At 38.1% G+C, this 12,789-nt stretch carries 9 protein-coding genes and 1 pseudogene; 4 read left to right on the top strand and 6 right to left on the bottom strand.

The features are described from left to right. The first annotated feature begins 371 nt into the window (after positions 1–371). On the top strand, positions 372–506 hold the full coding sequence (locus tag MSKOL_RS21275) for a hypothetical protein (protein ID WP_255351962.1): 135 nt from the start codon (positions 372–374) through the stop codon (positions 504–506). A 524-nt stretch (positions 507–1,030) separates the two neighbouring features. Here MSKOL_RS21275 and MSKOL_RS18600 read toward each other — a convergent pair. After that, complete coding sequence (locus MSKOL_RS18600) at positions 1,031–3,307, bottom strand: PKD domain-containing protein (protein ID WP_052725312.1); 2,277 nt, start codon at positions 3,305–3,307, stop codon at positions 1,031–1,033. Between the two features lie 1,368 nt (positions 3,308–4,675). Here MSKOL_RS18600 and MSKOL_RS21270 point away from each other — a divergent pair. Beyond that, complete coding sequence (locus MSKOL_RS21270) at positions 4,676–4,804, top strand: hypothetical protein (RefSeq protein ID WP_255351961.1); 129 nt, start codon at positions 4,676–4,678, stop codon at positions 4,802–4,804. A 79-nt stretch (positions 4,805–4,883) separates the two neighbouring features. On the opposite strand, the gene MSKOL_RS18595 is transcribed toward MSKOL_RS21270, so the two are convergent. From MSKOL_RS18595 to MSKOL_RS02555, 5 genes are all read right to left on the bottom strand, one after another. Then, complete coding sequence (locus MSKOL_RS18595; RefSeq protein WP_052725311.1) at positions 4,884–6,665, bottom strand: PKD domain-containing protein; 1,782 nt, start codon at positions 6,663–6,665, stop codon at positions 4,884–4,886. A gap of 1,507 nt (positions 6,666–8,172) precedes the next feature. Next, the gene (ribB, locus tag MSKOL_RS02575; protein ID WP_048153499.1) at positions 8,173–8,913 is read right to left on the bottom strand and encodes a 3,4-dihydroxy-2-butanone-4-phosphate synthase; all 741 of its coding nucleotides are present in this window, start codon (positions 8,911–8,913) and stop codon (positions 8,173–8,175) included. After that, positions 8,910–9,587, bottom strand: a complete 678-nt coding sequence (locus MSKOL_RS02570; RefSeq protein WP_048117711.1) for a winged helix-turn-helix domain-containing protein/riboflavin kinase — start codon at positions 9,585–9,587, stop codon at positions 8,910–8,912. The genes ribB and MSKOL_RS02570 overlap by 4 nt, the downstream gene beginning before the upstream one ends. 270 nt (positions 9,588–9,857) lie before the next feature. Further along, positions 9,858–10,127 carry a hypothetical protein gene (locus tag MSKOL_RS02565; protein ID WP_048117708.1) on the bottom strand — a complete coding sequence of 90 codons (270 nt, stop codon included), beginning with the start codon at positions 10,125–10,127 and terminating at the stop codon, positions 9,858–9,860. A gap of 623 nt (positions 10,128–10,750) precedes the next feature. Next, positions 10,751–11,155: a pyridoxamine 5'-phosphate oxidase family protein gene (locus MSKOL_RS02555; RefSeq protein WP_048153494.1), complete on the bottom strand. Its 405-nt coding sequence runs from the start codon at positions 11,153–11,155 to the stop codon at positions 10,751–10,753. Positions 11,156–11,348: 193 nt separating this feature from the next. On the opposite strand from MSKOL_RS02555, the gene MSKOL_RS02550 reads away from it, so the two are divergent. Next, positions 11,349–11,984, top strand: coding sequence for an HVO_0476 family zinc finger protein (locus tag MSKOL_RS02550; RefSeq protein WP_048153493.1), 636 nt, complete (start codon positions 11,349–11,351; stop codon positions 11,982–11,984). Further along, positions 11,926–12,675 (top strand): annotated as a pseudogene (locus MSKOL_RS02545) (protein-L-isoaspartate O-methyltransferase). The gene MSKOL_RS02550 and the pseudogene MSKOL_RS02545 overlap by 59 nt, the downstream one beginning before the upstream one ends. The last annotated feature ends 114 nt before the right edge of the window (positions 12,676–12,789 follow it).

Raw genomic sequence — 12,789 nt, 5'->3', positions numbered from 1 at the left:
TCTCGATGGAAGTCTTTCGATATCAAATATTGAGTTTGATTGAAGAACGAATTCTTCCTGCAAGTTCATGATTTCAATCGAAAAATACAAAAATCACTAGATTTTGGACCAGAGTCTTAGCTTGAAGAAAATGAATATAAATAAATATAAATATTCTCATTATATATTATTTTTTATATGAATTACTTATGATAAAAAATTTATTAGCCTTAATTTACATTTAAGACACTATTTCAGCCTGTATAGTACAATTAAATATTCAATTTTAGTTTAATTCATGCACTTTTTTCCTGGAAATTGCAGATCAATTTACAAGATGGATAGTAAGTTAATCTCAAAAACAAGCATTAATTTCAAGGTATCATCTGGAATTGGAAGTAGGAAAAAATAAAAGAGAAGAAACTGGAGATAAAAATAAATATAAAGAGATAAAATGTTTAGTAACTGTTTTCGGTATAATACCCGATAAAATAAAAATAAAAAAGCAATCAATAACCAGTGACTAATGGAAGCTAATTCTGAGAGATTTGGGCTCGCCATCCCCTATGGATCATGATTTAGCATGAGAATACTGCCATCTGCAAGCATTTTCATTGTTTACGCGTGTTATTCAAAGAATATCATGCGCGTTTTCAATCATGTGCATTTTCAATCATGTGCGTTTTTAATCATGTGCGTTTTCAATCAAGACCGCATTGGTTTTTATGAAGATATTATGGGGTAGCCACACAAAATAATGAAGAGCCGAAATCTTTAGTAATCCTATAAAAGATGGCTATTGATGTGTTTTATTCAGGTTGAATAGTTTAGGACTTACGCACCTGTGAAACAAAATCAATTACATCAAAGCCTGTGGATTAAAGTAACGTTTTATACAGTTAATGGTCTGATGCTGTTGATTTTTGGTTCAACTACGTAAGTCCTCTATATTCCTTTTTCATTCGTTTTTCTAAGTGGCTAACTTTTCAGAGCTGGATGAACCTGCTATTAAACCAGTAAAATTGAGTTTTATAGCACGTTTAGCCCTTTGTCACCTTGCCACTTTTACATAATTCCATTTTGATTTTGTACTACTTCCTGCTGCATTTGTTGCTGTAAGTTTAACAGTATAAGTTCCTGCAGCTGAATATGTGTGTGTTGGACTCTGTTCTGTTGAAGATGTACCATCACCAAAATCCCATTTCCAGGAAGTTGGGGAGCCCGCACTGGTCTCAGTAAATGTTACCTTTAGTGGAGCTTCTCCTGAGAGTGGCCAGCCCCAGAAATCTGCAACAGGAGCTTGTGAAGCACCAGACACTTTTACATAATTCCATTTTGTTTTTGTACTACTTCCTGCTGCATTTGTTGCTGTAAGTTTAACAGTATAAGTTCCTGCGGCTGAATATGTGTGTGTTGGACTCTGTTCTGTTGAAGATGTACCATCACCAAAATCCCATTTCCAGGAAGTTGGGGAGCCGGTACTGGTCTCAGTAAATGTTACCTTTAGTGGAGCATTTCCTGAGAGTGGCCAGCCCCAGAAATCTGCAACAGGAGCCTGTGAAGTAGCTGTTACTGTGATATATTTTGATTTTGTTTTTGTATTACTTCCTGCTGCATTTGTTGCTGTAAGTTTAACAGTATAAGTTCCTGCAGATGAATATGTGTGTGTTGGACTCTTTTCTGTTGAAGATTTACCATCTCCAAAATCCCATTTCCATGAAGTTGGGGAACCTGTACTTTTGTCAGTAAATGTTACCTTTAGTGGAGCTTTTCCTGAGAGTGGCAACCCCACGAAATCTGCAACAGGAGCTTTCGAAGTAGCTTTTACTATGATATATTTTGATTTTGTTGCGGTGTTACTGCCTGCGATATTTGTTACTGTAAGTTTAACAGTATATTTTCCAGCTTTAGAATACTCATGAGTTGGACTTCTGGTTGTTGACGACGTTCCGTCTCCAAAATCCCATTTCCATTTAGTTGGGGAGCCGGTACTTTTGTCAGTAAATTTAACGCTTAAAGGTGCGTTTCCTACTTTTGGAGATGCATAAAATACAGCAGTCGGTTTTACTATCACTATGATATATTTTGATTTTGTTGCGGTGTTACTGCCTGCAGCATTTGTTACTGTAAGTTTAACAGTATATTTTCCAGCTTTAGAATACTCATGAGTTGGACTTCTGGTTGTTGACGACGTTCCGTCTCCAAAATTCCATTTCCATTTAGTTGGGGAGCCGGTACTTTTGTCAGTAAATTTAACGCTTAAAGGCGCTTTTCCTAATTTTGGAGATGCATAAAATACAGCAACTGGAGTCTTTGGGTTTTGTGCTTCGACAGAACCTATAAACTGCCCGAATGCAACGGGATCTTTTTTGACCCTCACTGTAGCTGTAACCCTGTTTGTGGCTGTGTTAATTACGGAGACGACACCACTTGTTTCTTTTGCCACATATGCCTTAGTCCCGTCCGGACTGAAAGCAATCCCTAAGGGGGAACTTCCTACATGCACTGTGGCTGTAACCTTGTTTGTGGCCGTATTAATCACAGAAAAAGTACCATCTCCATAGTTTGTCACATATACCTTTGTTCCAGCCGGGTTTACCGCAACTCCCCATGGGTACTTTCCTACTTTTACTCTTGCTGTAACCTTATTTTTTGATGTGTCAATTACAGAAACATCGTACTCATTCGTCACATATACCCTTGTTCCCGCCGGATTAACTGCAACTCCGGTAGGGAGATTTCCTACTTTTATTGTGGCTATAGCCTTGTTTGTTGATGTGTCAATGACAGAAACAGTGTTATCAAGGGAATTCGCCACATATACCTTTGTTCCTGCCGGGTTAACTGCAATTCCACAAGGATAATTTCCTACATACACTGTAGCTGTAACCTTATTTTTTGATGTGTCAATTACAGAGACTGTCTTACTACCTTCGTTTGCCACATATACCTTTGTTCCCGTCGGATTAACTGCAACTCCCCAGGGGTTTTTTCCTACCTTCACTGTGGCTGTAACCTCATTTTTTGCAGTGTCAATTACGGAAATAGTTCCACTTTTTTCTTTCGACACATACACTTTTGTTCCAGCGGGGTTGACTGCAACCCCGTAGGGAGATTTTCCTACATTTATTGTGGCTGTAACTTTGTTTGTTGTGATGTCAATTACAGAGACAGTGGTGCTGCCGCTATTAGTAATGTAGGCGTATTTAGCCGTACTTGAAGTATTTTGTGCAGTAGCTGCCGATGTAGTAGAGAATATCAAAATTAAAAATAAAACAATGGCTGTTGAAACTAAAGCTACTGAACACAATTTTTTGTTCACTTTCATTGTCTTACTCCATTATATTTCGTCCTACATCCAGCAGGTAAATTGTTGTTTCAAATATTTTTACTGATAGCGTTTTTGTGGGAACTTAGATGAGTCCTATATTCCTTATTTGTAACCTGTCTGCTGCTTCTGTTTATATGATGCTTGGACATATGTTAACACGTGTTAAATGAGGGCAAATTAATAGGTGTTGAACAGCGCTATCCTGGCATCCTCTTCATTTCAAGGGAAAATATTTTAACGAAAAAACTTAAAATAATTTTATCACATATTTTGGAAGTTAAACTGATTTTTTAATACTTTTTTAGACATGAGAAAACTTTTCAACTCTCAACAAAGATATGAAACCTACTTTTTCCCGTACAGTTTGAAGAGGATACTTATCCTGAAAAATATCCAAATTTTAATGTCTATCTGCCGAATACAGGTTTTTTTCTAAAACTCAGTTCCAAAATCCAGGTATTTTTTTCGTTTTTGGATTTGTAGAAAACCTATCTAAATCAGCTTTAATTGGATCTGAAAATGAATGTGTAAAAGTATATCAGGTAGTTCAGTTTAAACAATTGGTAATTCTTTCTTTCCGATGATTTCTCACGAAAAACTTTAATGTTGATATAAAATTTTTTATAAATTATGCATCTGCCAAAAGCCCATGAGGATTTCTACATAACCAGATTTTTTAATTACAGATTGAACCGGAGTTTATAAAATCATGAAAATCGGGATGTAGCTATAAATAATCTGCAGGTTTAATAACAAAATTTATTAAGCACCTTATCCGTGTAGTTCAATTTTAGCGTCATTTATCTTGAACTGATCCACTGTCGGTAATTATATCGTTTCCACATTGTCTATACGAACCATTATAGGGATCTTGTTATATCGATTATATATTAGATACTTCAGGCGGTAGATTATCTATTTTTCTTCCACGATTACTGATTCGCTCTATATTTAGATTTTTTATATTAAAGTGTTTCTAATTCTTGTCCATAAACTTTCTTTTTGGTTACAATTTCTGTTTTATTTTACATTTCGCCCCCCTCTCAAAAATAAGGCGATTTTTGTAACAACTGAACAAACTTATTGAATCAAAGGTGGGCACATGCTCAACAAAATCAATGATTTTAACTTGAATCCCACAATGTTCAAAAGAATCCAGTTTAAACTTAGAAAACAAACTAAAAATTTAGACTTAGTCAGCCTTTAATCTCAACCTAATTCAGAAAGTTAAGTTTAATCACTCAAAAATATACCGAGGTACATGGAACTCAGAGTAACTGATGTTAACTCTAAAAACAGAATAAGAGGAGACAGAATTTGTTTTGTCCCAAAATTATTTCGTCTCCAAAACTCCATTTTCATTTAGTGTGGGTTTTCAAACTCGTATCGATAAATACAACAGTTGCAGGAGTTTTTCCTGAAGTCGGAGATGCAGAAGATGCAGCAACTGGTTTTGCGATTTCATATTTTATGTACTATGACATCCACAAATAACTTTTGTATTACTGCCTTTTGCATCTTTACCTGAAACTGAAGAATCCCAGAAGGTTTACAACCGTTTTCAAAGTTGAAGTCACTCTGACACTTTTATATATTTCCATTTTGATTTTGTACTACTTCCTGCTTCATTTGTTGCTGTGAGTTTAACCGTGTAAGTTCCTGCAGATGAATATGTATGTGTTGGACTCTTTTCTGTTGAAGATTTACCATCTCCGAAATCCCATTTCCATGAGGTTGGGGAGCCTGTACTGGTCTCAGTAAATGTTACCTTTAGTGGAGCATTTCCTGAGAGTGGCCAGCCCCAGAAATCTGCAACAGGAGCTTGTGAAGCTTCTGTCACGGTTATATAATCTGTTTTTATTTCCGTATCCTTACCTGCTGCATTACTCACGGTCTCTTTCACAGTATACGTTCCGGGTTTTGAGTATGTATGTGTTGGATTATATTCAGTCACCAGATCCGATCCATCTCCGAAGTTCCATTTCCAATAAGTCGGTGACCCTGTACTCTTGTCAGTAAACTGCACGTTTAATGGTGAACTTCCTGAGACTGGAGAGCCAATGAAATCTGCATCAGGAGTTTGTGAAGCTTCTGTCACGGTTATATAATCCGTTTTTATTTCCGTATCCTTACCTGCTGCATTACTCACGGTCTCTTTCACAGTATACGTTCCGGGTTTTGAGTATGTATGTGTTGGATTATATTCAGTCACCAGATCCGATCCATCTCCGAAGTTCCATTTCCAATCAGTCGGGGAACCTGTACTCTTGTCGGTAAACTGCACGTTTAATGGGGAACTTCCTGAGACTGGAGAACCAATGAAATCTGCATCAGGAACTACTGGATTTTGCACAGAAACAGAACCTATAAACTGCCCGAATGCAGCAGGGTCTTTTCCCACCCTCACTGTAGCTGTAACCTTGTTTGTGGCTGTGTTAATTACAGAGACAGCTCCGCTTGTTTCTTTTGCCACATATGCCTTAGTCCCGTCCGGACTGAAAGCAATCCCTAATGGATAACTTCCCACCGTCACTGTGGCTGTAACCTTGTTTGTGGCCGTATTAATCACAGAAAAAGTACCATCTCCATAGTTTGTCACATATACCTTTGTTCCAGCCGGGTTTACCGCAACTCCCCATGGGTACTTTCCCACTTTTACTCTTGCTGCAACCTTATTTTTTGATGTGTCAATTACAGAAACATCGTACTCATTCGTCACATATACCCTTGTTCCCGCCGGATTAACTGCAACTCCGGTAGGGAGGTTTCCTACTTTTATTGTGGCTATAGCCTTGTTTGTTGATGTGTCAATTACAGAAACAGTGTTATCAAGGGAATTCGCCACATATACCTTTGTTCCTGCCGGGTTAACTGCAATTCCACAAGGATAATTTCCTACATACACTGTAGCTGTAACCTTGTTGCTCGCAGTGTCAATTACAGAGACTGTCTTACTACCTTCGTTTGCCACATATACCTTTGTTCCCGTCGGATTAACTGCAACTCCCCAGGGGTTTTTTCCTACCCTCACTGTGGCTGTAACCTTATTTTTTGCAGTGTCAATTACGGAAATAGTTCCACTTTTTTCTTTCGACACATACACTTTTGTTCCATCGGGGTTAACTGCAACTCCGTAGGGATATTGTCCTACATTTATTGTGGATGTAACTTTGTTTGTTGTGATGTCAATTACAGAGACAGTGGCGCTGCCGCTATTCGTGATGTAAGCGTATTTAGCCGTGCTTGAAGGATTTTGTGCAGTAGCGGTCGATGTAGTAGATAACATTAGAATTAAAAATAAAACAATGGCCGTTGAAGCTAAAGCTACTGAACACAATTTTTTGTTCATTTTCATTGTCTTACTCCTTATGTTTCGTCCTACATTCGGCAGATAAATTGTTTTTTCAAATATTTTCACTTATGGCGTTTTTGTGGGGACTTGCATTATATCCCATACTAAATTGCTGTAAAAATGGCCTGATGTTTTTTATGATGACGCCTGGCCATATGTTAACACATGTTAAATACCGGGCAAATTAATAGGGCGTTTGAAAAGCGCTATCCTGATCATCCTCTTCATTTTAAGGGAATATGGTATAACCAAAAAATCCAGAATAATTTTATTACATGTTTAGAAAGTTGAATTAGTGTCTTAATTTATTTTTAAACTTGAGTAAATTTTTAAACTTCCAGTACATATATGAGACCTACTTTTACCATACAGTTTGAAGAAGATACTTATCCTGAAAAATATCCACATTTAATGTTGATCTGCCGAATACAGGTTTCTTGTTCTAAAACTCAATTCCAAAACCCAGGTAGTTTTTGCGTTTTTGGCTTTGTAGACAACCTCTCGAAATCAGCTTTCATTGGATCTGAAAATGAATATGTAAAAGTATATTAGGTAATTCAGGTTAAACAATGAGAAATTCTTGATTTCAGAGGATTTCTACATAACCATGCTCTTTAATTACAGATTGAACCGGAGTTTATAAAATCATGAAAACCGGGATGTAGATTATAAATAATCTGCAGGCATAATAAAAATTTATTAAATGCCTGACCCATGTCGTTCAATATTAGCGCCATCTAATCTTGACCTAGTTCACCGTCGATAATTATATCATTTCCACATTATTCATAAAAACCATTAAAGGAACCAGTTGTATCGATTATATGTTAGATCCTTCAGGAGGGAAATCAGCTATTTTTATTCCATGATCATTGATTCGCTCTATATTTGGATTTTTTATATTAAAACGTTTCTAATTCTTGTCCAAAAACTTCGCTTTCAGTTACAAGTTCTTTTTTATGTGTTGCGTGATGCGAGTTTATACTATAAATCCAAATTCAGGCGACTCTGTTCCAAAATCCAGTGATTTTTACGTTTCTTGATTGAAAATCTGAATTAACAAGAAGAATCCGGTATTCATTAAAATCAATATTCGACATCTTAAGACGTCAACCTCTGAGTATATCACAAAGATTGTGGCCAATGATAGAATACAAAATTCGAAAAGCTTTGGCACATCTTTTATTTTTAATTTCATAAGGATTGATATACAGTGAAGACTGCGATTGTTTTAAAGCTTCGAGTTCTATTTTTACTCAAAGAGGTGACAAGGAAAAAGATGGAAATGATATTATATTTTTTCTGTGATTTAAACCTTAGTTCCGCATTTTTAGGCATATAACTGTCGCTTGATACCTATACATAGTTTAAGCTTAGGCAATCAGATTCAGGGTGAAATTTGTAAATCGCAATCATCTAACCTTACATATATACGAAATAGCATATATGCACCTAAAAAAGCAAAAGTTAGGTTGGAAACCCATTTAATTTGAAAAGGATACAAGAATTCTTATTCCGAGCCTGCCCATGTCATATAGGCTTCGACTATTTCCTGCCCTTCCAGAAACACCAATCCGTGTTCTTTACCATACTCTTTTGAGTCTTCTTTGGAAAGAGCTTTACCATTATTATCATCAAGCATCTCGCAGACTACCATTGCAGGAGTAATGCCTGCCATACGGGCAAGAGCAACTGAAAGTTCGGTCTGGCCTTTGCGGTCATCCAGAAGCCCTTCGGCAGCCCTCAGCAGTGCAACATGCCCAGGGGTTCTAAATTCTTCTCCAAAATGAATTACATCCCCGGACAACTTATTCTCCGTAATCTCCCCGATTTTCCGGATAGTAAGAGCTCTTTCATTATCAGGAATCCCGGTTCTGGTATCTCTGTGATTGACCCAGAGAGAAAAGGAAGAATGAGAATCGTATTTAAGGTCACCTTCTTTCTCTACAACTTCCCCAAGCACATCACTGGTTTTACTGGCTTCCCTGACGAGTTCAGCCATAAAAGGCAACCTGAGCTGTTTTGATGCTACAGGATCTACAGCCACACAGATAAGGCCGCCTGCATCTTTTCGCATCCATTTTACGTCTTTGAAAGTGACCGCTTTTGCAGGAATTACAAGATCAGTTTCTCCTTCCCTTGAGTCCGAATCGTAAATCTGGATCATTTTTCCGGCTCTCAGGGCTTCCAGCGCCCGGTTGATATTCTCATTTCTGTACGTAAGACATTCGTAAACCATACTTCTGTTCATTTCTGGTTCTCCGTACCCTGTTTTTTTAACTTTACCACAACTCTGTCCCCATCGTTCAATTCCAGGGCGTCTCTTAACTTTACAGGCGCGATGATTTCAATCAAATTCGAGGGGTAGTGTGTTCTTTCAGGAACGACTACAGCAGCTTCTATACCGCCAATGACAACTGGATAGCAGTTTCCGCCTCCGAATGTACGTTCTCCGTCATTGAAACCTTCGACCCGGATAGCCGGCGTTTCACGTAAAAGGTTTCGAAGAGGAGAACTGCTTTCTGAAAGCTGCACGTTCAGAGTCCCGGGAAAAGGTACAAAATGCAACTTTTCTTCAAATTGCTTCCGGTATCCGGGTATATTTACATAATACTGACCTTCACCGAGGCCTTTGAGCACGTTTCCTTCAAGTTCGAGAACATCGAGTTCTGGAGAAAAAATCCTGCTGTAATCAACGTATTCGTTTTTAAGAACTTCAATTCCTTTTTCTGTCATTTTTATCAACTGGCCACCGGGAACAATCTTCCTTTCGATCAGCCCATCTTCTTCCAGCTGCTTTAGCTTTCTTGCTGCGGTTTTGGAGCTTGCCCCAGTATGCTTTTGAAACTCGCTTGATGAGACCTTGATGATTTTATTTATTGCTCCTATAAGTGCGAGTTTTTTAAGGTATTCAATATCAGGCACTGTCGGCACCTACCCTAATATCGAGATGCATCTCAATTATGAGATGTTATACAATGCGTTCCGTTATAATAAAACTTTTGATAGCAAATTCCACCTGATGCCTTTCCAGGAAACTTTTTAGTATTTTCTGAAATTGTCAAAGTTTACAATCAATTTCACTGGCAACTAACAGCAATAAATCAAAAACTTGGAAAATAGTGTGTCCCGAAAACTACACAAATTCAAATTGACTTTTTATTCTTTTTAACACAAAAACCAGATTTATCGTTTTTATTGATGCATAGGTTTCTGCATTTTGCCTGGCCCAGATGAAGGTTTTGAACTCATTTTTGTTAACTTCATGCCTCTATTAGTCATTTCGGTTTCTACATCTTTGAGCAAAGTTTTGAGATCAATCATAACTTCGGTTAAATCAGAATCAGAAGTATTTGCGAGTCCTTCATCAACTGCATGCCTGATTCGTTCTAACATTTTTATTCTTAGATAGTTGAGAGTATTGGGATCTAGAGGTCTAGAATGTTCAAATTTGTTATCTACCATTCTTTTTAACTCCTCATATTTTCAGTAATTACAGGAACGCAATACAGAAATATATAAAAAGAACCAAAGGGAGAATTTAAAGAGAAATTCTTTTTTACTCTCTTAAAGTCCTTTTTGTCTGAAAATTGGAGGTTACCCGTATCATATAGTTTCAACCATATCGAGTTAAAGCAGCTCAAAATTTACGCCATTCTTTTCATATTTCCGAATTCTCTGCAGAAACAAATTTTTAAAAGAATGCACATTTGGGTGAAAAGATACTGTCTTGATGATTTCATAGCCATTAGTAAGCTTATCCGTAATAAGTTTCAGCCGATGTACTTGAGACGAGCACATGGGTTTCTTTGTCCGTTTTTCTTCCATCACCAGTAACTCGAATCGCCTGACAATATATCGGTAGATGTAAAGTATTTGGTAGATGTAAAGTATTTGGTAGACGTAAAGTATTTGGTAGATGCAAAGTATTCGGTAGTTGTAAAGCATTCGGAAAATGTAAAGTATTCGAGAACTTAAAATATTTTTAGTTAGTGAAGTGCCTATAAAATATTCATTTCCCGAAGACTATACAAAACCTTATAGTAATCTCAAATCAGGATTTCTACAGAGCATAATTTGAGTTTCGATCAGAGCAATTTCTTTCCTGCATCCGGGCCAAGAGCACACTGGAATACCTCGGTAATCTCGACTTCTATGAGAGTTTTTGCAGGAAGCCCGGGTTTTGCTGCATGCACAATTGACTGCATTTTTTCAAACTTTTCCCCAGAATCAATAATATCCGCTTTACCTTTTATCTGGAAGCAGCCACCTGTATCAGGACCCCAAACGTAAACTGCAACATTCGGATTCTCTTTCAGGTTTGCCAGGGACTTAAGCATGAAATTATCTGCAATCCAGATTGTTTCATCATCCACAAGCTGGCAGAATCCTATAGGTACTACGTTTGGAACTCCATCCTTTGAGGCCGTAGCTACAGGAAAGATCTTCACCTTTGAAAAGGCGGTTTTCATCTTTTCATCTAATTTTACCATAATATCACAACCAAAATGATTGTAGTATATATTAATATAGTTAAGCGTCATAATTTTGTATCAAATTTTTGTTTGTGTATTTTAGTGACCTTTCAAAATGAGCCTGAAAAATATTAAAAAGACTTACCTCCAGGGAAAACGTCGCCGGAGAAGTTAAGTATTTAGTATCTTGAATCCATCTAGTGATTATACCATGACAAGAGAAATTGAAGTTAAATGCCCTTCATGCTCCCCTGAAGAAGAGGTAGGGCACGAGGTTCTGAAAGAGGGGCAGAGTCCGCTTGTCCGCTGTCTGGAGTGCGGTCAGGTGCATGCAGTGAAGCTTAAAACCCCCAAATCCGCCAGATTGAAAGTGATAGTCAGTAAGATGGACATTTCAAACACTTACAAAACTGAACTGGATTCCGAGACTGTCCTTCAGGTGGACGATGAGCTGGTTGTAGATGACGAGGAAACAGGGATGGTAGTGCCTATTCTGATTACTGCTCTTGATGCAGGAGGAAAACGAGTTCATATTGCTCGGGCAGAAGATACCGAGACAATCTGGGGCAGAGCTATTGATGAGGTAACTGTAAAATTTTCCGCACAGGCAGGGACTGAAAAAACCGAAGTCCTTGAAAAACGTGTGCCTGGCGAGTATGAATTTGTCGTAGGAGCCGAAGAAAGAGTGGGAAATAAAAGCCTTTTCATCAATAAAATCAAGGTGAGGGATGGAGCATTCCGATCCAGAAAAGGCGATGTTGTGCTTGCTAAATACGTAAAACGGATTTTTGCGAGAAAGAAATGGGAAGGTTCGGGTCAGCGTGAATTCCGAAGAGGGCCGTGGTAAAGAAAAAGATAAAAAAGAAAAAGAAGAGGAAGAAAAGCTCGAAGCAATGCGCAGGCACCTAGTAGACAACCTTGAGGCTTACCTGCTGCTGAAAGAGAACATCCGCGATGCTATGCTCCGTGTTCCAAGGCATAAGTTTGTTCCGGAATATGAGCAAAAAGCAGCTTATATCGACAGACCCCTTGAGATCGGCCACGGGCAAACAATCTCTGCCCCGCACATGGTTGCGATGATGTGTGAACTCCTTGAACTTTCGAAAGGGCATAAAGTCCTGGAAATAGGGTCAGGTTCAGGGTATAATGCTGCAGTTATGGGGGAGCTCGTCGGAAAAAGCGGGCACGTGTACACTGTTGAACGTATAGAATCCCTTGCGAATTTTGCAAGGGATAACCTGAAAAAAACAGGGTATAACAATGTCACAGTGCTACTTGAAGACGGCTCAATGGGTTGTTCTTAGTATGCTCCTTATGACAGGATAGCCGTGACATGCGCAGCTCCCTATATCCCTGAGCCTTTGTTGGAACAGTTGAAGCCTGGAGGCATAATGCTGATTCCTGTGGGGGATTATTTTCAAGAACTTTATAAAATTAAAAAAGACGGGAAAGGGCACATACATAAAAAGAAAAAAGGTGGAGTCGTTTTTGTACCCCTGATTGGTAAACATGGCTTCCGAAAAAGCCTGGAATGTTAAAGGTTCTTGTAAGAATAAGGTATAAATTGAATTAAGTCTAAATTGAATTAGGTCTAAATTGAATTCCTGATTGCTGCCTCGAAAACAAAATCAGGCTGAAAGTTCTGACAAAAG

This window comes from Methanosarcina sp. Kolksee (genome assembly GCF_000969945.1).
Taxonomy (GTDB): domain Archaea; phylum Halobacteriota; class Methanosarcinia; order Methanosarcinales; family Methanosarcinaceae; genus Methanosarcina; species Methanosarcina vacuolata.
Note: the sequence above shows the minus strand (reverse complement) of the source record. Positions and strands in the feature narration are given on the sequence as shown.